Raw genomic sequence first — 20,339 nt, 5'->3', positions numbered from 1 at the left:
AGCCGTCCCGGGCGACGGCGTCGAGGATGCCCCCGTAGAGCACGTAGGCGGTGCGGATGCACGGCCGGGACACCGGATCGAGCATGGCGGCCGCCCAGTCGTCGCGCAGCCGGGCGCGCTCGCCGTCCATGGCCCGGCCGGCCTCGACCCCGGTCCACAGGAGCACGTAGGCCACGAAAAGCAGGATGAGGGTGCCGGCGGTCAGGCAGAGCTCGCTGAGCGTCCGTACCGCGAGGCGCAGGACGGCCCCGGGACAGGCCCGGTCACGGGGTGGCGCCCACCGGCTTCGCATAGTGGAGGTCCACTGTGCCGGAGTAGGCGGGCAGTGTCAGCGCCTTGTGCTCGTCCACTTTCCAGCCGAGTCCGTACGCGTTGACGTACAGCTGGTAGTTCTGCAGGGCCGGGGAGGCGGCGAGGGCCTTCTTGAGGGCGGCGGGGTCGCCGACGGCGGAGATCTTGTAGGGCGGGGAGTAGACCCGGCCCTGGAGGATCAGGGTGTTGCCCACGCAGCGCACGGCGCTGGTGGAGATGAGCCGCTGGTCCATGACCTGGATGCCCTCGGCGCCGCCCTTCCACAGGGCGTTGACCACGGCCTGGAGGTCCTGCTGGTGGATGACCAGGTCGTTGGGCTGGGGCTCGGGCACGTTGGGGATGCGGGCGGTGGCGTTCGGCGGGGCGTCGTTGAGGGTGACCGTGAGCCCCTTGCCGGAGAGCTCCTGGGTGCCGGATGCGGCGCGCAGGGCGGCCTGCCGGGCGTCCTCGGCCGTGGTGCTGCCGTCGTCGCGGTCGGCCAGGGCCTCCACGCGGCGGCGCGCCGCGCCGGTGCTCGCCTCCAGCTCCGCGTTGTCGTCGCTGCGCTCCTTGATGAGGTCGGACAGCTTCAGGAGGGAGGCGTCCGTCCTGATGTTCGTACCCTTGGAGGTGTTGAAACTGGTGACGAAGAGCAGCCCGGCCAGGGCGAAGACGGCGGCGGTCAGCAGCCGGACCGGCCTGGCCCGGCGACGGGGACCCGCGGAGGAGTCGTCGGAATTGCTCAACGTACCCTTCTCCTTCAACGCCACAGGTCCACTACGCTAACGGACGCCCGGGGCAGGCAGAGTCCCCAGCGCATCGACAGGAGAGCCCCTCGTGCCGAAGTCACGTATCCGCAAGAAGGACGACTACACGCCGCCGCCCACGCGGCAGCCGCAGAGCATCCGGCTGACGAACCGCAGCTGGGTCGCCCCGGTCATGCTGGCGTTCTTCCTGATCGGTCTCGCGTGGATCGTCGTCTTCTACGTGACCGAGACCCAGCTCCCGGTCGAAGCCCTCGGGAACTGGAACATCGTGGTCGGCTTCGGCTTCATCGCGGCCGGATTCGGCGTCTCCACGCAGTGGAAGTAGCACTTCCGCGCCGCTGACGGAAGCTCTCCCCAGGAGTTATCCACAGCGTCATCCACACCTGAGGAAAAGACAGAAGATCTGTGGATAACTCTGTGGAGAGTTGACGCCGGTGTGATCAGGTGAGTTCGGCCGTACGGAGCATGATCATGGCTCCTGCCAGCAGGAACACCACCGCACAGGTGCCCCATTGGATCAGCGCGCGGTGGCGTCCGGTGGTGGGCGTGAGCATGCCCAGGGCGACCAGCGCGCCCGTGACCAGCCCGCCGATGTGCGCCTGCCAGGACACCTCGACGTCGCCGATCCGGACGAAGGTCAGGACCAGCATCAGCACGACCATGACGATCACCGGCCGCATCTCGTACCGCATCCGGCGGGCCAGCACCACGGTGGCGCCGAGCAGTCCGAAAACGGCGCCCGAGGCGCCCAGGGTCGGGGTGTTCGGCGCGGTCAGCAGATAGACGAGGGCGCTGCCGCCGAGGCCCGAGAGCAGGTAGACGGCGAGGTAGCGGGCCCGGCCGAGGGCCGCTTCCAGCGGGCCGCCGATCACCCACAGGGCGATCATGTTGCCGATGATGTGCCACCACTCGGTGTGCAGGAAGACCGAGGTCAGCAGCCGGTAGTACTCGCCGGTGGAGACGCCCTGGACGGGCGCCCCGTAGTCCGCGACATAGCGGCCGAGCAGTTGCAGCTCCACCACCAGCCCCGGGAGCAGCAGCCCGAGGAGGAACACGGCGGCGTTGATGCCGATCAACACCTTGGTGGCCAGGTGCGGATCGGCGGCCACCACCCCGCCGGCGAGGGTGCGCGGGGCGTTGGCGGCCGGGCGGTGCCCGGTGCCGGAGCCGGCCCGGACGCATTCGGGGCACTGGAAGCCGACCGAGGCGCTGATCATGCACTCGGGGCAGATGGGGCGCTCGCAGCGGGTGCAGCTGATCCCCGTGTCGCGGTCCGGGTGGCGGTAGCAGCCCGGCAGGCGCTCGGTGTCCATCCGGTCCATCGGTCCCCTCGGTGCTCGGTCGGCTCGGTCGGCTCGGTCAATGACGGCGGCAGGTCGGCGGGTGCGGGCGGTGCGCGCACCCCGCCGGTCCGGTACGTATCGAGTACGGACGGGCGGGGCGGAAAGGTTCCCGGTGTGGGAGAGAGGGGAGAGAGAGGCGGGGCGGCCCTCAGCGGCGCTCGACGAGGACGGACTGGATGATCACGTCCTCCAGCGGGCGCTCCGTGCGCGGGTTGGTGGCGCCGCCCGCGATGGCATCGACGACCTTCTGGCTGGCCGGGTCGGTGACCTCGCCGAAGATCGTGTGCTTGCGGGTCAGCCAGGCGGTGGGGGCGACGGTGATGAAGAACTGCGAGCCGTTGGTGCCCGGCCCGGCGTTGGCCATCGCGAGCAGGTACGGCTTGGTGAAGGCCAGGTCGGGGTGGAACTCGTCGGCGAAGCGGTAGCCGGGGCCGCCGGTGCCGTTGCCGAGCGGGTCGCCGCCCTGGATCATGAAGCCGCTGATGACGCGGTGGAAGACGGTGCCGTCGTACAGCGGCTCCGTGGTCTTCTGGCCGTCGGTCGGGCGGGTCCACTCGCGGGCGCCCGTGGCGAGCTCGGTGAAGTTCCGGACGGTCTTCGGGGCGAAGTTCTCCAGCAGCTCGATCTCGATGTCGCCGTGGGTGGTCTTGAGGGTGGCGTAGAGCTTCTCGGCCACGGATCTGCCTTCCATAGTCATCACTGTCGGTCCAGATAGTCCCACGGAGCGCTCCGCGGCACGGAGATTCGGCCACCCGTATGCCCGGTACGCATGCCCGGTGGCGAGGCGGCATGCATGATCCGACAAAGGGTGGAAAGGTGAACTGTGACCGCCACCGAGGAGGAGGATCCCGTGACCGGCAAGGACAGTGCGCGCCTGGCAGCCGAGAGCGCCAGGGAGAGTGTGCGGCACGCGGCGGAAGTGGTGGCGCCGTACGCGGAGTCCGCCAGGGACGCCGCGGTGCACTACGCGCACGAGGCCAACGAACGACTCACCCCCATGGTCTCCAGCGCGGCGCACGGCGCCGCCCGCCAGGCGAAGACGACCTACGACAGCCACCTGCACCCGAGGCTCAAGGCGGCCCGGGCCCATGTTCCGCCGAACGTGGACCGCGCGGCCACCCGGGCGGTCAAGCAGACCCGCCACGCGGCGCGGCAGGCCGCCGACTACACGCAGCCGCGGATCGAGAGCGCCCTCGCGGTGGCCACCCCGGTGGCCGAGGAGGCCGCTTCCCGGTCGGTGGCGGCCCTGGCGGCCCTGCGCGGCCAGGTGACCGCCAAGGAGGTGCAGAAGCTGGTACGCCGCCACCAGCGGCGCGAGCGCCGCGGCAAGGTGCTGCGCGGTGCGGCCCTGGTGGGCGTGGTGGCGGTCGGCGCCTACCTGGCGTGGAAGTGGTGGGACCAGCAGTCGAACCCGGACTGGCTCGTGGAGCCGCCCGCGGCCACCGAGCTGACGGACCGCGACGCCTCCCCGGCGAGCTTCGACGACGAGCTGGCGGCCAAGGAGCGTGAGGCGGAGTCGGGCCAGGACCCGATCGCCTAGCGGCCGATGCCGCGCGGAAGGGGCGGGGAACCGGAGCAGCTGCCCGGTTCCCCGCCCCTTCCGCATGCCCTGGGCCGGGCGGCCTCAGGTGGGCAGGGTGAGCACCATGCCCGGCCGGACCAGGTCCGGGCTGCTGCCGATGACGCCCCGGTTCATCGCGTACAGCTCGCGCCAGCGGGCCTCGTTGCCCAGCTCGCGGGCGGCGATCGCGGTCAGCGACTCGCCCTCGCGGACGGTGTAGGTCCGGTTCCCGGTGGAGACCGCCGGCCGCGCGACGGGGGCCGCGGGAACGGCCTTGTGCGCCGCCGAGTGCGGGGTCGGGGTGTGGGCGGCTCCGCGCTCCTCCGCGAGCGGCCCCGGCCGGGGCCGGGCGGCCGGCTTCGGGGCGGCCGGGACGGCCTTGTGGGCCGCCGAGCCCGGCGTCGGGGACGCGGGGACGGGCCGGGGCCGCGCGGGCGCGGCCGTCGTACGTTCGGGGTGTTCGCGCGCCCTCGCGGCGGCCTCGTCCGCCTTGCGCCTGTCGGACTTCAGGAAGTCGAAGAGTCCCATCGCTTACGCCTCCGGCGTGCCGGCCCCCCTGGATCGGTGCCCTCCCACTGTCCGCCACCGGGCGGCGGGCGGCCCTGCGGCCGAGCCGTCCGGGGGATGTGGTGCCGTACCTCTTCATGGGAACACGCCGGGAAGGGAGCGGGAAGGCGGACCGCGAACATCGTGGGACACGATGGAGGAGAATTCTGTGATCATCAGACAGACCGCGGAACGGGTAGTGCTGGTCAGGCCCGGACCCGGGCTCCTGGACGCCGCGCTCGTGGCGGGCCTGGACGTCTGGGTGGTGTCGGACACCGGGGCGTGGCCCCCCGGTACGGAACCCCCGGCCGGCCTGGCGCCGCAGCGGCTCCTGCGGGTGGACTTCGACGATCCGGCCGCCCTGCGCACCCTGCTGGCGGACACGGTCGGCGCGCACGGCATCGGCCACGTGCTCTACCTCGCGGGCGACCTGGGCGAGGGGCTGGGGACCGGTTCCGCGGCCGCCGCCGAGAACGTGCTGCGGGACCTCGCCGCGGCCACCGGGGAACGGCCCTGCCGGCTCCCGGACGCGGTCTCCGTCCGGCGCATCCTCAACCAGAGCCGGACCTCGGCGGTACGCGCCGAGGAGGCCCGGTCCATCGCCGAGGCGCGAGCCCTGGCGGAGGACTTCCCGCTGCCGGTGGTCATCAAGTCCGCCGACAAGGCGGGCTGTTGGTGGACCGTACCGGTCCATGACCGCCCCGGGCTCGACCGGTGGGCCGAACAGGCCGTGACCTCACGGCACTCGGCCCCGTACCTCGTCGAAGAGCTGCTGACCGGGGCCAAGTTCCGCGTGGACACCCTCTCCGTGGACGGTATGCACCTGGTCGCCGGGATCACCCCGGAGGGGAACGCCCCGCCGCTGCCCGAGGGGGAGCAGGCCGGGATCCGCGCGACCGTGCGCGCCCTCCTCGACCTCGCCGGGTACGAACGCGGCACCACGCGGACAGATGTGCTGGTCAGCGCCCGGGGATCGCGGATCGCGGCGGCCCGGGAACCCGACCGGGAACGGCACGGGAACGGCCGTTCCCGCGACCCCGTCACGAGCGGTATCGAGAGGGGAACGGACCGGTAAGCGACTCGACGAGTCTTTGTCCTGTCGAAAGCGGCCACCGCACCACACGGGAACCGCTCACCGGGCACCACAATCCAGGGGGTTCAGAAATGCGCAGCAAGCTGGTCGGACTGATCGGAATCATCGCGGCGGCCCTGGTCATCGGAGCCGGTGTGACGGTCCAGACGGCGGACGCCGGTCAGCCCTCCGGGTACCAGGTGCTCGCGGATGACAAGGGCCCCGGCGCCCCCTCCCCGGGTCCGACCGGCAAGTAACCCCCTGCCGCTCACACATGACCGTGCCCCCGCACCGGAACTCCGGTACGGGGGCACGGTCGTCGGCGGGATCAGTACGTCCGGCGGTGCGGCGGCAGCCCCATCGACTCGAACAGCGCCTCGGCCGCCGTACGGTGCCCCGCCGCGGCGGTGGCGTCCCCCAGCGCCTCGGCCGCCCGGGCGAGCCCCAGCAGCGCGGACGCCTCCTCGGCCCGGAAGCTCATGGGCGAGGCGATCCGGTGGGCGTGGGTGTGCAGGGCCAGGGCCTCCTCGTGCTCCCCCCAGATCGAGTGCAGCCGCCCCAGCACGTTCTCCACCTTGGCGAGCCGGATGGGCGCCCCGCTCGCCCGCCCCAGCACCATCGCCCGCTCGGCGAAGGAACGGGCCGCGCCGCCGTCCCCGCGTTCCTGGGCGACCCGCGCGGACAGGGCCAGGACCAGGGCGACATCGCCCGGGGACCGGGTCTCGTCGCACAGGTCCCGGGCCCGTTTCAGACTGGCGTCCGCGTCGGCGTACTCGTACAGCCCCACCTGGGCGAAGGCCAGGTCGGTCAGGGCCGCGATCTCGTTGCTGCGGTAGCCCAGCTCCCGGTCGATCCCGATCGCCCGGCGGGCCGCGGCCGCCGCCTCCGGATAGCGTCCCCAGCGCTCGTACAGGGTGCTGAGGGTGCTCAGGCTCTCCGCCTCCGCGCGCGGATTGCCCAGCTCCGTGGCCATGGCCACGGACAGCTCCAGCAGCGGCAGCGCCTCCCCGTACCGGCCCAGCATGGACATCAGCAGGCCGATGGTCGACTCGCTGTGCGCCTCGGTGTGCCGGTCCCCGGCGCGCACCGCGGTGTCGCGCGCCTCCTTGGCCACCTCCAGCCCCTCCTCGAAGCGGCCGAGCTTCCAGCAGGCCGCCCCCAGGTTGGCCAGGCTGATGCCCAGCAGCGCCGGGTCGTCGAGCCTGCGGGCGGCGGCCACCGCCAGCCGCCCGATGCTCCAGAACTCGTCGAGCTGGCCCTGCGCGTGCAGGTGGAAGCCCACATTGCGGCTGAGGCAGGCCGCGTACCGGTCGTGACCGCAGCGCTCGGCGAGGGCGGCGGTGGCGAGCAGCCCGGCCTGCTCCCGGTCGAACCAGGCCGCGGCCTGCTCGGTGTCCCGGAAGGCCGGCCGCTCGCCCTCGTAGGGCGGGATGCCGGTGGGGCGCTGCTCCCGGCCCGGGAACAGCACCTCGCAGGCCGCGTCGGAGGTGGTCATGTAGTAGCCGAGCAGCCGCTCGACCGCCGCCGCGTCGTCCTCGGCCGTCGCCGGGCCCCGCAGGCTCTGCGCGAAGCTGCGGACCAGGTCGTGGAAGGTGTAGAGGCCGATGTCGGGCTGCTGGACGAGATGGACGTCGAGCAGGAACTCCAGCGCGTCCTCGGCGTCGCGGACGGCCGTGCCCAGGAGCGCGGCCGCCGCGTGCACGTCGATCCCGGCGCACGGATAGAGGCTGAGGATGCGGAACGCCGTCCGGTACTCCTCGTCCATGGCCAGGTACGACAGGCGCAGGGTGGCCGCGACACTGCGCTCCCCGGAGCTCAGCTCGTCCATCCGGCGCGTCTCGTCGCGCAGCCGCTCGACGAGGTAACGCACCGTCCAGCGCGGCCTGTTGCGCAGCCGCGCCGTCGCGATGCGCAGGGCGAGCGGCAGATGGCCGCAGAGCGCCGCCAGTTCCGCGGACGCCTCCGGCTCGGCCGCCACCCGGTTCCCGCCCAGGGTCTCGGTCATCAGGACGGTGCTGTCCTCGGGGTCCATCATCCCGATGGACACCCACTCCACGCCGTCCAGGTCCAGCAGCCGCCCGCGGCTCGTGATCAGCACCAGGCAGCCCGGCGAGGCCGGCAGCAGCGGCCGGATCTGCGTGGCGTCGACGGCGTTGTCGAGCAGGAGCAGGACCCGGCGGCCGTCCAGCCGGGAGCGCCACAGGGCGGTGCGCCCCTCCAGGTCCTCCGGGATGCGGTCGCCCGGGGTGCCGAGGGTCCGCAGCAGGCTGTCGAGCGCGGCGGCCGGCGAGACGGGCGGGCCGCCCGGGGTGAAACCGTGCAGGTCGATGTGGAGCTGCCCGTCGGGGTACCGGTCGGCCAGCTGGTGGGCGGCCCGGACCGCCAGGGTGGTCTTGCCCATGCCGCCCATGCCGTCGATGGCGACGATCCGGGAGTGCCGGTCGCCCCCGCGACCGGGGCCCCGTACGTAGGCGAAGAGCTCCGCCAGCTCCCGGGCCCGGCCGGTGAAGTCCGGCAGGTCGTAGGGAAGGGTGCAGGGGGCCTCGTCCGAGGTCCCGGCGGTGTGCGGAGGCGGCTGCGGCTGCTCGGGCACCGGCTCCGCGGAGCGCGGCGGCCCGGGATCGTCCCGTACGGCCACGGCCCCCACCGGCAGCGCCGGTACCGGGACCACCGCTTCCGGCATCAGCGGTACGGGAACCGCGGAGGCCGCCCGCACCGAAGCCACCGGTACGGGCACCTCCGGTTCCGGTTCCGCGCGTACGGGCGCCACGTCCCCGGCGGCCGGCCGCTCGGGCGGGGCCAGTTCGGGGCTGTCCCGCAGGATCGCCTCGTACAGCTTCGCCAGCCGCGGGCCCGGATCGATCCCGAGCTCGTCGACGAGCAGTTCGCGGACCTCGCCGTACTCCTTGAGCGCCTCCGCCTGCCGGCCCGAGCGGTACAGGGCCAGCATCAGCTGGCCCCGCAGCGTCTCCCGCAGCGGATGCTGCGTGATCAGCCCGCGCAGGCCGGAGATCAGCTCGCCCGACTCCCCGAGCGCGAGGCTCAGTTCGAAGAACTGCTCCGACGCGGCGAGCCTGCGCTCCTCCAGCGCGGTGGCCGCGGCCTCGATCACCGGACCGCCCGTGCCGGACAGGACGGCGCCCCGCCACAGCGCGAGCGCGGTCCGCAGCCCCTCGGCGGCCGCCTGGCGGCGGCCCTCCCGCAGGGCCTGGCCCGCATCCCGGGTCAGTGCGCCGAACTCCAGGAGGTCGACCTGGCTGTCCGTCACCACCATCCGGTAGCCGGGCCCGTCGGTCGCGATCACCTGGGTGCCCGCCGGTATGCGCCGGCGCAGGTCCGCGACGGCCTTGCGCACCTGGTGCGCGGCGGTCACCGGCGGATCCTTCTCCCAGGTCGCCTCGACGAGCCGGGCCACCGGCACCACCCGGCCGGATTCGAGCAGCAGCATGCAGAGGACGCGTTCCTGAATCGCTCCCCCCAGCCTCAGCCGTGCTCCCCCGAACCAGCCTTCCAGCGACCCCAGGACGTGGAACCGCAGTCGGTTCCCGTCCGATTCCTCCGTACGTCTCTCACCGGACTCCGTATCCGCCCCCGGCATCGGACATCCACCCCCACTAAACAGACCCCTGGCCAGGCCATGTCAACGGGATCATAGGCGGTCCTCCTAGCTGGCGGTAAGCATCCGGTAGCAGATCAGGAAGCACGACACGGACAGTTCATGGGCGGCCCCACCGGGCGGCGGACAGAGCGAGTGCATAAGGAGACGCACGTGGGAAGACTGGAGCGACCGCTGGCCCCCGATGCCGGACCAGTCACCGCGTTCGCCCGGGAGTTGCGCCGGCTGCGGAGCGCGGCGGGCAGTCCCGGCTACCGGGACATGGCCACCCGGGCCATGTTCTCCGCGTCGGTGCTCTCCGACGCGGCCGCCGGATACCGGCTCCCCACCCTCCAGGTGGCCCTCGCCTTCGCCGAGGCGTGCGGCGGCGACCGCGCCACCTGGGAGCGCCGCTGGCACGAGGCGGCGCGCGCCGAGCCCGAGGACGGCACCCCCCGACCTGCGGCGAAGGCCGTACAGCAGCACCAGGAGAACGAACTGCGCGCCGCCGACGTACGAGCCGTACTGCCCCCGCCGGCCCAGCTCCCGATGGAGCCCCGCCCCCTGGTGGGCCGGGCCGGGCTGCTCCAGCGGGCCCGGTCCCTGACCGCCCCCTCCTACGGCGACCAGCGCCCCGCCGCCCCCCTGGTGATCAGTGGTCAGGTCGGCGCGGGCAGCTCGGCCTTCGCCCTGCGGCTGGCCCACGAACTGGCCCCGGGCCTCACCGACGGACAGCTCTACGCGAACCTCGACCCGGCCGCCGACGGCCGCAAGGACGCCGCCGGGATCGCGGGCGGCTTCCTGGAGGCCCTGGGCATCCCGGCCGACCGGATCCCCGGCGATCCCGGGCAGAGAATTGGCTTGTATCGGTCCCTTCTGCACCGCCGCCGGGTCCTGGTCCTCCTCGACAACGTGCAGCACGAGCGCCAGGTGCGCGAGCTGCTGACCGCCGCCCCCGAGAGCCGCATCCTCATCACCGGCCGCTCCCGGCTCCTCGGCCTCGACGGGGTCTCCCGCCTGCGCGTGCCCGCCCTGGACCGCGACGAGTCCATGGAACTGCTCGCCCAGCTGCTGGGCGGCGACCGCGTCGGCACCGAGCCCCGCGCCTGCCTGCTCCTCGCCGACGCCTGCGGGGACCTGCCGCTGGCTCTGAACCTGGCCGGGCGCCGGCTCGCCGCCCGCCCGGAGTGGATGCTCCAGGACGCGGTCTCCGACCTGCTCGGCGAGGGGATGCGCGAACCCGGCCGCTTCCTGGGCCGGCTGCGCGCGGGCGACGACGCCGTGGGCACCCGCCTGGACGGCGCCTACCGGCAGCTGACCCCGTGGGCCCGGCTCGTGCTGCGGCAGTTCGCCGCCTCGGACAGCCCGCCCTCGGTGGACAACCTCGTCTACGAGTCCGCCGACGCGCTCGCCGTGCTGGTGGAGCGCTCCGCCCAGCCGGTGGAGGACCTGCTCGAACGGCTCCTGGACGCGGGCCTGCTCGACCACTCCGACCTGCCCGGCCAGTACGGGCTGACGCCGCTGGCGCGGGCCTTCGCGCTGACCCAGCCGGACCCGACGGAGGAGTCCCCGGCCGGGGCGCGGCGCTCCGCCGCCCCGCTGCCCGCCCAGGCCGGCCGGTAGGGCTCAGCCCCCCGCCGCCTGCGCGGTGCGTCCGCCGTGGGTGATGGTGACGTACAGGTACTCGTCGAGCACCTTGGCCAGGGAGACCTCCGGCCGGCCCAGCCAGGCGCACAGCGCCGCCTCGTGCAGGCCCCCGGCCTCGGCGAGCACCGCGCGCGCCCAGATCCCGCCGGTCCGCAGGTGCCGGGCGAAGGCGTCGCCGTCCCGTACCCCGTACAGCCGGTCGGCGATGGCCGCGTCCCACGGCATGACCGAGGCGGGGCGCAGCGCGTACAGCGCCTTGGACGCGGCCGTCGGGCCCAGGGTGCGGCGCCCGACCGGTACGGCGGCCAGCTCGGCGTACGCCTTGGCGAGCCGGGAGATCTCCCGCGGGCCCAGCGCGGCCAGGGGCGCGCCGGGCAGCGTGTGATGGCGCTCCCACCAGTCCGCGAGCCCCGCCCCGAAGGCGTCGGGCTCGCCCTCGCGCGGGTAGCGAATGCGGCAGCCCCAGGAGTTGAGCCAGCGGTGCAGGGCGCCGCGGTGCTCCGCGAGGGAGAGGTCGAGCGCGCCGGTCTCCGCGCGCAGCGCCAGCCAGCTGCGGTCCACGCCCGCGAAGCCGTTGAACACCTCGGCCGCCCGGTGCAGCCGGGCGAGGGTGGGCGCCGGCGGGGGCGCGGGCGCGCCCGGCGGGGGTCCGTCCAGGTGGGCGCGGGCCACCTTCGCCGGGACCACCATCCGCCACGCCTCGGTCACCAGCTCGGCCAGCTCCTCGGGGCCGAGGGCGGCCAGGCGCGCCTCCGCCCAGTGGAAGCGCAGGTCGGAGGCGCGCGGGAGGAAGAACTTCGCGGGTTCGGCGGCGATCAGCGCCGCCCGCTCCTCCTTGGGGAAGGCGAAGCCCAGTTCGGTCTCGTCCCGGGAGAGCGCCAGGTAGACGATCCGCCCGATCCGGAACTTCACCCGGTCCCGGATCAGGTGCTCCTCCGTCCTCGGGAGGGCGAGCGCCAGCCTGCGTACGTCGTCCACCGTGGCCACCGCCCGCACCTCCTCCGTCCGCACACCCGGTCCCCCGCTCACCGGCCCGCCAGCTGCGGGGCGTGCACGTCCAGCGGGCCGTCGAGCGCGCCGACGCCGATCGGCGAGGGATCGCGGCCGCCCAGCCGGTCGGCGAGCGACCGGGCGATGAGCGGCGCGAACTTGAAGGATGTCCCACCGCAGGCCGCGTACGCGAATCCCGCGCCGCCGAGCGCGACCACCAGGGGTCCGCCGGTCGGCGCGAAGGACGAGTAGTAGGCGTCCTTGGCGGCGGTGACCCAGGCCGGGCCGAAGCCGGGGAGGATGTCCCCGAACTCCTTCTCCAGCCGGCGCTGCCAGTACGGGTCGGTGGCCCAGTCGGTGATCGAGTCGACCACCCGGCAGGCGGTGGCCGAGGTGAGCTTGAGGGCCGTGCCCGCCACCGGCGGTATCAGCCAGGCGCCGCCCGCGGTGCCGAGCGCGGGGACGGCCGGGGTGGCCGCCCAGGCGGTGGCCTGCTGCCGCGGCACCCGGCAGTACAGCAGGGACTGCCGGTAGAGGGTGAGCTGCTCGGCGATCCCCTCCGGGAGCAGGTCCCGGGACCAGGGTCCGACCGCCATGAGGACGGCGTCCCCGTGCAGCACCCGCCCGTCCACCAGCCGTACGGTGCCGCTGTCGGCGTCGACGGCGGTCACGGCCCGGTGCTCGATCAGCTCGATGCCCGGCTGCCACTTGAGCCAGCCGACGCAGGCGGCGAGGACCCGTTCGGCGAGCAGGACGCCCGCCTCGGTCTCCAGTACCGCGCCGAGGCCGCCGTCCAGGTGCAGGTGCGGATAGCGGCCGGCGAGCCCGGCCGCGGTCAGTTCCGTCGCGCGGCCCCCGGCGGCCGTGACCAGGGCCGCCCCGTCGGCGGCCGCCGGGGGCGGCAGGACGGTGAGGGAGCCGACCTGCTCGTAGAAGCGGGTCAGGAAGAGCTCCTCCAGTTCGATCCAGCGCCGGTGCGCCCGCAGGGCGGCCCGGGTGGTCCGCGGGTCGGCCGGGTGCAGGGCCCGCAGGATCCGGTGCTGGTCGAAAGAGGTGGCCCGGCTGTGCGGGATGGGCCCCTGGTCGACGACCGTGACCCGGTGTCCGTCGAGCACGCACTCGACCGCCGTCAGCAGCGCGATCACGCCCGCGCCCACGACCGTTACCCTCGCCGGCATCACCCACCTCCTTTCGTGGTGTCCGGTCCCCGACGCGTCAGCTGTCGAGGACGATCGTGGTCAGCGCTTCGGCCTTGGCCAGGGACTCCTCGCAGCCGAGGAGGTCCTCGCCGGCGCAGATGAGGTTGGCGTAGCGGCTGAGGTAGCCCTCCGGGGGCAGCAGCAGCGTGGTGCCGGGGGCGACCATCACATTGGCCTCCAGCAGCCCCGGCACGTCCGCCGCGGCGGGTACGTCGACGGAGCCGACGGTGCCGTTGCGCGGCGGGTAGAGGAAGCGGATGCCGACCGTGCGGGAGAGCGTCGGCTCCCAGCGCGGCGGGGTGCCGGTGGCGATGTCCGCGGCCAGTTCGCCCGGTTCCACGCCGGTGGCGAGGCTGCCGAGGTAGGGGATGAGGTCGCCGCCGAGGCGGGCGTTGACCTCGATGATCACCGGGCCGCGGGTGGTGAGCTTCACCTCGGTGTGGGTGATGCCGTGGCCGATGCCCAGCTCCCGGTGGGCGGCGCGCAGGACGCGCAGCAGTTCCGCGTCGGCGAGCAGCGGGTCGGTGGCACCGACCGTGTGCCCGGTCTCCTCGAAGTAGGGCGCGAGGCCCACTTCCTTGCGGGCGAGGAAGAGCGGGTTCCAGTCCCCGTCGACGACACTGCCGTCGATGCTGATCTCGGGGCCCATCACGCATTCCTCGACGAGCACTCCGCCCTCGTAGTCGCTGTTCCCTCCGCGGCTGGCGGCGTCGGCGACCTCGAAGGCGGCGCGGACCCCTTCGGGCCCGTCCACCTTGATGACGCCGATGCTCGCGCCCATGCCGCGGGGCTTGAGCACCACCGGGTAGCCGAAGGAGTCGGCCGTCGCCAGGGCCTCGTCGGCGCCGGTCACGTAGGCGAAGTGGGGCTGGGGCAGTCCGGCGGCGGTCAGAAGCTGCCGGGTGTTGTGCTTGTTGCGGCAGTTGTCGGCGCCGCGGAAGGTCAGTCCGGGCAGGCCGAGCCGCTCGGCTATCAGGGCGGTGCTGACCACCAGCGTCTCGTCGTAGCTGAACACGCCCACCACGGTGTGCTCGGCGGCGACGGCCTCGGCGGCCGCTATCAGCCCCTCGGTGTCGGGGACCAGGCGCTCCCGGTCGAGCAGGGGCACGGTGGTGGAGCCGCGTACGTACTCCTGCTGCCAGGTCGGTTCGGCCGCGTCCAGGATCCAGATCGGGCGCCGGCGGGCGGCTCCCGCGAGCAGGTACTCGCGGTAGGCGCGCTGTCCGCTGCCGACCAGGATCACCACGCCGTCTTCGGTCGTCTTCGGCTCATCGGTCATGTCGTCACCTCGCGGAGTGGGTCAGGACCCGGTCGCCGGCCGTCGCGATCGCGGCCAGCTGCGGCGTGGCGATGGCGAGGTAGTCGGCGGTGGACAGGGCCACGGAGCGGTCCAGGCGGGCCGCGTTGAAGTAGATCTCTTCGGTGAGGACCAGGCCCTCGTCGACGACGAGGTGCAGGTCGGGGTGGAAGCTGAGCGGCATCACGGTGCCGCAGACGCTGCCGGCCAGCCGTTCGGCGATCTCGGGGGTGGCGAAGGCGGTGCGGCCGCCGCCGAACAGCGCGCCGACGGCCTCCAGGTCGACCTGGCGGTCGCCGGGGACGACCGCGAGTACGTACTTGCCGACCCGCTTGGTGATGCTGACGCGGACGATGATGCACTTCGCGGCCTGGTCCAGCGGGTGGCCGCGCAGCACGCTGGCCAGGTCCGTGCGGCCCTCGGCCGGGTGGTCGATCAGCCGGTAGCGGGCCTGGTTCCGGTCGAGCAGGTCGAGCAGCGTCGTGTACATCAGTGAGCCTCCGCCTCTTCCGCGGCCGTGCCGACGTAGTGCCAGTCCTCGGGGTTGATCAGCCCGAAGGGGTTGATCGGGGCGACGCCGCGGAGGTCCTTGGCGACCTCCAGCAGGCGGAAGGGGAAATTGGGCATCCAGATCACGGGGACCTGCCGCGCGATGAAGTCCTGGTAGGCGTACAGGTCCTCCAGATCGTCGCTGACCACCGTGCGGGCGATCAGCGCGTCGGCCTCGGGGTCGCTGTAGCTGCCGAAGTTGACGGAGGAGCCGGTGGAGTACAGGGCCTCGCCGGTGGGGTAGAAGCCCGGGCCGTAGCCCCAGCCGCCGTTCCAGTCGCTGAACTGCCACAGGCAGGGGCTGTCGGGGCCGGGGGTGCAGGTGGTGTCCTCCAGGACCAGCACGCTGGCCTCGACCTCGGTCAGCTCGATCTCGATGCCGGCCCGGGCGGCGTCGGCGGCGAACTTCCGCATGACCGCGGTCAGCGTCTCGTGCCCCTGGGCGTAGCGCATCGAGAACCGCAGCGGGGTGCCGGCCGGGATGCCCTCGCCCGCCTCCCCGGGTCCGGTGCCCTCGCGGACGCAGACGCCGGGGGTGGAGCTGATGTCCCAGCCGTGGTCCGTCAGGTAGGCGCGGGCGGCCTCGACGTCGAAGGGGTACGGGTCCTCGTGCGCGGCGGGGGAGAGCAGCGGGCTGTCGGGCAGGGCCGGGATGGGCCCGGTGGTGGGGTAGCCGTAGCCCTTGTAGACGTCGCGGATGGCGCCGCGCGAGTCGAGGCAGGACTGCAGTGCCTGGCGGAAGTAGAGCTGCTTGAAGATCTTTCCGGCGACGGTGGGGTTGTTGAAGTTGATCGGGAAGTAATGGATTTTGTAAGTGAGCTGGGGGACGAGGTCGTAGGCGGCGCCGAGCGGATTGGGGCCGCCGACGAGCGGGTCCTCGGCCGGCTCCGTGACCTCGTCGAAGGGCAGGAAGCCGATCTGCACCCCGTCGACGGCGCCGGGGCCGCGGCGCAGCATCTCGTACTGCTCGGTGTCCGAGCCGGTGGGTATCAGGCGGAACTCGTCCAGATAGGGCTTGTTGGGGCCGGAGTAGCTCTCGTTGGGGGTCAGGACGGCTTCGCCCGAGACCCCGTCGATGGTGTAACTGCTCAGCTTCCAGGGGCCGTTGACAACACTCCAGACGGGGCTGGTGTCCCAGCTCTTGCGCTCGTCGTTGCAGGCCCGCAGGTAGGCGTAGACCGCCGACGCCTGGGAGGGGTCGTGGGTGGCGTCGGCCGGGCGGTCGTCGCCGGTGCGGTCCCACGCCTTCGGCAGCGGGGTGATGGTGCTGAACTGGTTCATCAGCACCCAGTTGTGGGAGTAGGCACGGTCGAAGGTGAAGCTGACCCGGTCCTCGGCGACCTTCTCGTAGCCGGTCAGGTTGTCGGGGAAGAAGCCCGGCGTGTAGCCGCCGAAGCTGTCCTTCTCCGCCTCCAGGAGGTGCATCCACAGCATCACGTTGTCGGCGTTGACCGTCTCGCCGTTCGACCACCGGTAGGGCTTGACGGTGATCGTCGCGGTGCGGCCGTCCTCGCTCCACACCGGGGGCTCGGCGAGGCTGCGCTCGTAGTCCACGGTGGGCTGGCCGCCGGAGCCGTACCAGTAGAGCGGGCGGTACATGAGCGTCTGGAACTCGTGCAGATTGGCCACCCCGTAGTACTCGCCGGGGGTGAACGGGAAGATGAAGACCGGGCTGAAGCCGCTGGTGCAGGCCCAGGTCACGCTCCCCCCGCGGAGCGGGGTCGTGGGCGGGGTCATGTCCGTACCTCCTCCAATGCGGATTCACCGCTGTCCGAGTGCTCTCCGTAGCGCTCCCAGCGCTCGTTGAGCCGGATCCGTCCGTCGTCCAGGAACTCGGGGGTGCTCCAGCACCGGCCGGCGATCACTTCGCCGCTCGCGAGGACCATGGTGTAGGCGAATTCGAGATTGCCGTCGGGCTCCACGCGCCCGTTCAGCGAGCCCCGGCGGACGGGGCCCCCGTCGAACTCGGCCCAGAGCAGGTCGCCTTCCTGCCGGTAGTGGCCGACGGGGGCGTCCTCGTCCTTGGGGTAACCGGTGTTCCGGAAACTCCTGCCGTCGTAGTCGATCACGTGTCTCGTATCTCCTGACTGCAGCACTTGACGGCGCCGCCGGCCTTCAGGAGCTCCGACATGTCCACGCCGTGGGGCTCGAACCCGCGCGCCCGCAGCTCATCGATCAGGTCGGTCGCGGTCTCCGTCAGGACCACGTTCAGTCCGTCGCTCACCGCGTTCAGGCCGAAGGCCAGGGCATCCTCCCGGGTGGCGAGGATCGCGTCCGGGTACAGCTCCCGCAGCACGGCCCGGCTCTCGTCGGAGAAGGCGGCGGGGTAGTACATCACCAGTTCGTCGTCGAGGACGCACAGCGCGGTGTCCAGGTGGTAGAAGCGGGGGTCGGTCAGGGTCAGGCCGACCACCGGCAGGCCGAAGAACTCGCGGAGCTCGTCGAACGCGCCGGGGTCGCTGCGGAATCCCGCGCCGGCGAGGATCCGCCGGCCCGCGGGGGCGAAGTCCCCCTCGCCCTCGTTGACGTACTCCGGGACCTTGATGCCGGTGTAGCCGTGCTCCGCGAACCAGGCGCGGTAGGCGTCGGCCTCGGCCGCCCGCTCCTGGTGGCGGAACTTCGCGATGAGGACCTTGCCGTCGACCACGGTGGCGCCGTTGGCCGAGAAGACCATGTCCGGCAGGCCCGGGACCGGCTCGATGTACGAGACCTCGTGGCCGAAGCCGAGGAAGAGGTCCCGGACCCGTTCCCACTGGGCCAGCGCCAGACCGGCGTCCATCGGCTTGTCCGGGTCCATCCACGGGTTGATCGCGTAGCTCACCTCGAAGTGGGTGGGCCGGCACATCAGGTAGTGGCGCCGGGTGGCGGTGCGCCGGAGGGTGTCAGGCATGCTCCGGCCTCATCTCGGTGCGGATGCGGCCCGCCGCCACGTGGGCGGTGGTCAGCGCCTCGGTGAGGGAGGTGCCGGTGGCACCGATGAAGCCGAGGATGTTGTTGCCCGCCGGCGGGCGCTTGATGACGCTGCCCGGAGTGGCCGTGATCTTGAGGAAGAACAGCGCCGGGTCCTCGGCCACCTCGGTGGGCACCTCGATGGACTCGACGGTGCCGGCGCCGCTGATCAGGCACATCGCGGCGGTGTGCACCTCGGTCGGGGAGTAGTGCGAGACGTCGGGGCGCAGGCCGCGGGCCACGTCCGAGACGCACTGGATGGGGTCGTGGCCGGCGCTGATGCGCGCCATGTGGTCGAGACCGCCGCCGCCGGGGCGGATCGCGATCTCCAGGATGAAGGGCTTGCCCTGGTGGAAGCGGACCTCGGCGTGCAGGACCGAGCGGCGCAGCCCCTGGGCGTGGGCCGCGTCCCGGACCACCGCGTGGACGGCGGCGATCTGCTCGGCGGTCAGGGAGCTGGGGGCGTGGTGGACGTCGTCGTCGAAGGTGCCGCTCTCGACGGTGATGCGGTCCACGATGGAGCCGAGGTAGACCTCCTCGTCCCAGGCCAGCGCCTCGATCAGGTGCTCGTGCCCGTCGAGGTAGCCCTCGACGATGATCCCGTGCGGGCCGAGGTCGAGGCCGTCGGCCTCCATCAGGGCCCAGGTCATGGTCTCGATGCCGCGGGTGGCGTCCTCGAAGCGGGCCCGCATCTCCTGCGGGTCGTCCACCTTGAAGACGAAGTTGCTGGCGGCGCCGAGGGTCGGCTTGAGGATCAGCGGGTAGCCCAGCTCCTCGCCGGCGGCCAGGGCCGCCTCGACGTCGGGGGCGTGGCGGAAGCCGGGGTGGGCCGCGTTGCCCCGCTCGTGCGCCTGGCGCATGAGCAGCTTGTTGCGGCTGGTGCGGGCGGCCTCGAAGCCGATGCTGGGCAGTCCCAGCGCCTCGGCGACGACGGCCACGGTGACGACCCCGGACTCCGAGAAGGTCAGGACCCCCTCGAACTCCTCCTCCGCGTGCCACTGCTTGGCGGCGGTGACGATGTCCTCGATGTGCTTGGAGCCGGCGATCCGGTAGCGGCCGGCGTCCCAGAAGTCCTCGGTCCCCAGGCCGTTCAGGACGAAGACCTCGGCGCCGCGCTCCTCGATCTGCTGGTAGCGGGAGATGTAGTAGGTGGCGTTCTGGCTGGCTTCGACGGCGAGCAGCTTCATGTCCGTCTCCCCCCTCAGACCTTGGCCGGGACGGTCTCGCGGGCCTCGGTACCGGCCGCGGCGGGCTCGGTGACCTCGGTGGCCGCGGCGGCCGGGGCGATGGACTCGGCGGCCTTGGCGGCGGCTTCGGCGGCGGCGACCTCACGGTCGTGCTTGCGCAGGGAGAGGACGGTCAGGGAGGCGATGACCACGACCAGGACCGAGAGGGCGTAGAAGCCGTTCTTGACGTTGGTGGAGTCGACCAGGAGCGAGATCAGGACCACGGCGGCGGTGCCGGCCGCGAGGCCGAAGGCGTTGGTGGCGCCGAAGACGAAGCCGGTCTTCTCCTCGGGGGCGGCGCTCATCAGGGCGGTACGGGCCGAGATGCGGGCCACGCAGAAGGCGATGGCGGCGAAGGGGATGACGGCCATCATCGCGTAGAGGTGCAGGGACTCCATGGACAGCAGCACCGCGAAGGCGAGGTAGCCGATGAGGGCGGTCTTGAGCACGGTGGCCCTGGAGCTGATCTTCTTGAAGGCCCAGGCCGCGAAGAGGGCGCCGATACCGAACAGGGCGTCGACGATGCCGAGGTAGCCGGCGTTGGACTTGAAGCCGTCGATGACCAGGACCAGCATGATGCTGTTGCCGACGATGATGACGATGTTGCCGATGATGTAGAGCAGCGCCAGGCGGGCCAGCGGCGGGCGGGTGCCCGAGGCGGCGACCGCGGCGGCGGCCTTGGCGGCGGCCTCCGGGGCGCTGGTGCCCGTACCGGCGGGGCGGCGGCCCATGAAGAAGAGCAGGGCGGCGGAGAGCAGGAACGTGATCGCGTTGAAGTAGAAGAGCGACGTGGTGCCGACCCAGACGATCACCCAGCCGCCGAGGGCCGCCGAGGCGAGCGTGCCGGCCTGGATGGCGATCTCGGCGTTGCCGTTGAACTGCGCGAGCCGGGACTCCGGGATGCGCTCCTTGATCAGGGCGTTGCTGGCCGGGAAGAACAGGGCCGCGGAGATCGACAGGACGAAGCTGGCGACGTAGCTGACGGTGGAGGGGTCGCCGCCGAGGGCCAGCCAGACCGGCAGGGCGATCGCGGCCGCCGCGCTGGACAGGTCCGAGATCATCGCCAGCGTACGGCGGTCGAAGCGGTCGGCGAGCTTGCCGAAGAAGAGGGACAGCGCCACCTGCGGGATGGTGACGGCGATCATCAGCCAGCTCACCGCGAGCATGGTGTTGGCCTCGGTGAACACCAGGTACGAGGCGGCGGTCAGCTGGATGCCGTTACCGAGGTTGGTGATGAAGGTGGCGGGGATGAGCAGGCGCTCGGCCCGATTGGACCGGGGCGCGGCAAGGGTGGACACGAAGGCTCC

Annotated in this window: 19 protein-coding genes and 1 pseudogene; 5 read left to right on the top strand and 15 right to left on the bottom strand. The window is 72.6% G+C overall.

Annotated features, from left to right (window positions below; all coding sequences use genetic code 11):
• Nucleotides 1-91: 91 nt before the first annotated feature.
• Together ABZ873_RS05605 and ABZ873_RS05600 are read right to left on the bottom strand one after the other, a co-directional pair.
• Nucleotides 92-292: pseudogene (locus ABZ873_RS05605) on the bottom strand (hypothetical protein); the annotation flags it as partial.
• Nucleotides 264-1,037, bottom strand: coding sequence for a DUF881 domain-containing protein (locus ABZ873_RS05600; protein WP_360865599.1), 774 nt, complete (start codon nt 1,035-1,037; stop codon nt 264-266). The gene ABZ873_RS05600 and the pseudogene ABZ873_RS05605, both read right to left, overlap by 29 nt.
• A 91-nt stretch (nt 1,038-1,128) precedes the next feature.
• Here ABZ873_RS05600 and crgA point away from each other — a divergent pair, with 91 nt between their 5' ends.
• Complete coding sequence (gene crgA / locus ABZ873_RS05595; protein WP_030762414.1) at nt 1,129-1,383, top strand: cell division protein CrgA; 255 nt, start codon at nt 1,129-1,131, stop codon at nt 1,381-1,383.
• Between the two features lie 115 nt (nt 1,384-1,498).
• Here crgA and ABZ873_RS05590 read toward each other — a convergent pair whose 3' ends face one another.
• Together ABZ873_RS05590 and ABZ873_RS05585 are read right to left on the bottom strand one after the other, a co-directional pair.
• Nucleotides 1,499-2,371 carry a rhomboid family intramembrane serine protease gene (locus ABZ873_RS05590; protein WP_360865629.1) on the bottom strand — a complete coding sequence of 291 codons (873 nt, stop codon included), beginning with the start codon at nt 2,369-2,371 and terminating at the stop codon, nt 1,499-1,501.
• Nucleotides 2,372-2,549: 178 nt separating this feature from the next.
• Nucleotides 2,550-3,077: a peptidylprolyl isomerase gene (locus ABZ873_RS05585; RefSeq protein ID WP_360865626.1), complete on the bottom strand. Its 528-nt coding sequence runs from the start codon at nt 3,075-3,077 to the stop codon at nt 2,550-2,552.
• A 147-nt stretch (nt 3,078-3,224) separates the two neighbouring features.
• On the opposite strand from ABZ873_RS05585, the gene ABZ873_RS05580 reads away from it, so the two are divergent.
• Nucleotides 3,225-3,941, top strand: a complete 717-nt coding sequence (locus ABZ873_RS05580) for a DUF5324 family protein (protein WP_360865596.1) — start codon at nt 3,225-3,227, stop codon at nt 3,939-3,941.
• Between the two features lie 84 nt (nt 3,942-4,025).
• Here ABZ873_RS05580 and ABZ873_RS05575 read toward each other — a convergent pair whose 3' ends face one another.
• Nucleotides 4,026-4,490, bottom strand: coding sequence for a LysM domain-containing protein (locus ABZ873_RS05575; protein WP_360865593.1), 465 nt, complete (start codon nt 4,488-4,490; stop codon nt 4,026-4,028).
• Nucleotides 4,491-4,677: 187 nt separating this feature from the next.
• Here ABZ873_RS05575 and ABZ873_RS05570 point away from each other — a divergent pair, with 187 nt between their 5' ends.
• Both ABZ873_RS05570 and ABZ873_RS05565 read left to right on the top strand, forming a co-directional pair.
• Complete coding sequence (locus ABZ873_RS05570) at nt 4,678-5,583, top strand: hypothetical protein (RefSeq protein ID WP_360865590.1); 906 nt, start codon at nt 4,678-4,680, stop codon at nt 5,581-5,583.
• Between the two features lie 89 nt (nt 5,584-5,672).
• Nucleotides 5,673-5,837 (top strand): hypothetical protein, encoded by a 165-nt coding sequence (locus ABZ873_RS05565; RefSeq protein ID WP_360865587.1) that lies wholly within the window; start codon nt 5,673-5,675, stop codon nt 5,835-5,837.
• A gap of 71 nt (nt 5,838-5,908) precedes the next feature.
• Here the strand turns inward: ABZ873_RS05565 and ABZ873_RS05560 are convergent, their stop codons facing one another.
• Nucleotides 5,909-9,178: a BTAD domain-containing putative transcriptional regulator gene (locus tag ABZ873_RS05560; RefSeq protein WP_360865584.1), complete on the bottom strand. Its 3,270-nt coding sequence runs from the start codon at nt 9,176-9,178 to the stop codon at nt 5,909-5,911.
• Nucleotides 9,179-9,349: 171 nt separating this feature from the next.
• Here ABZ873_RS05560 and ABZ873_RS05555 point away from each other — a divergent pair, with 171 nt between their 5' ends.
• Entirely contained in the window at nt 9,350-10,798 is a 1,449-nt protein-coding gene (locus ABZ873_RS05555) for an NB-ARC domain-containing protein (RefSeq protein WP_360865581.1), read from the top strand.
• 3 nt (nt 10,799-10,801) lie between these two features.
• Here ABZ873_RS05555 and ABZ873_RS05550 read toward each other — a convergent pair whose 3' ends face one another.
• From ABZ873_RS05550 to ABZ873_RS05510, 9 genes are read right to left on the bottom strand one after another with little or no spacing between them, the layout of a single operon-like run.
• Nucleotides 10,802-11,809, bottom strand: coding sequence for an MmcQ/YjbR family DNA-binding protein (locus tag ABZ873_RS05550; RefSeq protein ID WP_360865579.1), 1,008 nt, complete (start codon nt 11,807-11,809; stop codon nt 10,802-10,804).
• 38 nt (nt 11,810-11,847) lie between these two features.
• Complete coding sequence (locus ABZ873_RS05545) at nt 11,848-12,990, bottom strand: FAD-binding oxidoreductase (RefSeq protein WP_360865576.1); 1,143 nt, start codon at nt 12,988-12,990, stop codon at nt 11,848-11,850.
• Between the two features lie 37 nt (nt 12,991-13,027).
• Complete coding sequence (locus ABZ873_RS05540) at nt 13,028-14,290, bottom strand: ATP-grasp domain-containing protein (protein WP_360865573.1); 1,263 nt, start codon at nt 14,288-14,290, stop codon at nt 13,028-13,030.
• A gap of 4 nt (nt 14,291-14,294) precedes the next feature.
• Entirely contained in the window at nt 14,295-14,798 is a 504-nt protein-coding gene (locus ABZ873_RS05535; protein ID WP_360865569.1) for a YbaK/EbsC family protein, read from the bottom strand.
• Nucleotides 14,798-16,594 carry an ABC transporter substrate-binding protein gene (locus ABZ873_RS05530; protein ID WP_360865566.1) on the bottom strand — a complete coding sequence of 599 codons (1,797 nt, stop codon included), beginning with the start codon at nt 16,592-16,594 and terminating at the stop codon, nt 14,798-14,800. The genes ABZ873_RS05535 and ABZ873_RS05530 overlap by 1 nt, the downstream gene beginning before the upstream one ends.
• Entirely contained in the window at nt 16,591-16,926 is a 336-nt protein-coding gene (locus ABZ873_RS05525; protein ID WP_360865562.1) for a hypothetical protein, read from the bottom strand. Before ABZ873_RS05525 ends, ABZ873_RS05530 begins: the two co-directional genes overlap by 4 nt.
• On the bottom strand, nt 16,923-17,747 hold the full coding sequence (gene ddaH, locus ABZ873_RS05520) for a dimethylargininase (protein ID WP_360865559.1): 825 nt from the start codon (nt 17,745-17,747) through the stop codon (nt 16,923-16,925). Before ddaH ends, ABZ873_RS05525 begins: the two co-directional genes overlap by 4 nt.
• On the bottom strand, nt 17,740-18,993 hold the full coding sequence (locus tag ABZ873_RS05515) for an ATP-grasp domain-containing protein (protein WP_360865555.1): 1,254 nt from the start codon (nt 18,991-18,993) through the stop codon (nt 17,740-17,742). Before ABZ873_RS05515 ends, ddaH begins: the two co-directional genes overlap by 8 nt.
• 14 nt (nt 18,994-19,007) lie before the next feature.
• Complete coding sequence (locus ABZ873_RS05510) at nt 19,008-20,330, bottom strand: MFS transporter (RefSeq protein WP_360865552.1); 1,323 nt, start codon at nt 20,328-20,330, stop codon at nt 19,008-19,010.
• Nucleotides 20,331-20,339: the final 9 nt, after the last annotated feature.

This window comes from Streptomyces sp. NPDC047014 (assembly GCF_040644195.1).
Classification (GTDB): Bacteria; Actinomycetota; Actinomycetes; order Streptomycetales; family Streptomycetaceae; genus Streptomyces.
Note: the sequence above shows the minus strand (reverse complement) of the source record. Positions and strands in the feature narration are given on the sequence as shown.

What these genes read in the sequence shown, in the direction of transcription:
- ABZ873_RS05590 (WP_360865629.1), bottom strand. Translation starts at nt 2,371, where the DNA reads ATGGACACCGAGCGCCTGCCGGGCTGCTACCGCCACCCGGACCGCGAC.
- ABZ873_RS05575 (WP_360865593.1), bottom strand. Translation starts at nt 4,490, where the DNA reads ATGGGACTCTTCGACTTCCTGAAGTCCGACAGGCGCAAGGCGGACGAG.
- ABZ873_RS05565 (WP_360865587.1), top strand. Translation starts at nt 5,673, where the DNA reads ATGCGCAGCAAGCTGGTCGGACTGATCGGAATCATCGCGGCGGCCCTG.
- ABZ873_RS05560 (WP_360865584.1), bottom strand. Translation starts at nt 9,178, where the DNA reads ATGCCGGGGGCGGATACGGAGTCCGGTGAGAGACGTACGGAGGAATCG.
- ABZ873_RS05545 (WP_360865576.1), bottom strand. Translation starts at nt 12,990, where the DNA reads ATGCCGGCGAGGGTAACGGTCGTGGGCGCGGGCGTGATCGCGCTGCTG.
- ABZ873_RS05540 (WP_360865573.1), bottom strand. Translation starts at nt 14,290, where the DNA reads ATGACCGATGAGCCGAAGACGACCGAAGACGGCGTGGTGATCCTGGTC.
- ABZ873_RS05535 (WP_360865569.1), bottom strand. Translation starts at nt 14,798, where the DNA reads ATGTACACGACGCTGCTCGACCTGCTCGACCGGAACCAGGCCCGCTAC.
- ABZ873_RS05530 (WP_360865566.1), bottom strand. Translation starts at nt 16,594, where the DNA reads ATGACCCCGCCCACGACCCCGCTCCGCGGGGGGAGCGTGACCTGGGCC.
- ddaH (WP_360865559.1), bottom strand. Translation starts at nt 17,747, where the DNA reads ATGCCTGACACCCTCCGGCGCACCGCCACCCGGCGCCACTACCTGATG.
- ABZ873_RS05515 (WP_360865555.1), bottom strand. Translation starts at nt 18,993, where the DNA reads ATGAAGCTGCTCGCCGTCGAAGCCAGCCAGAACGCCACCTACTACATC.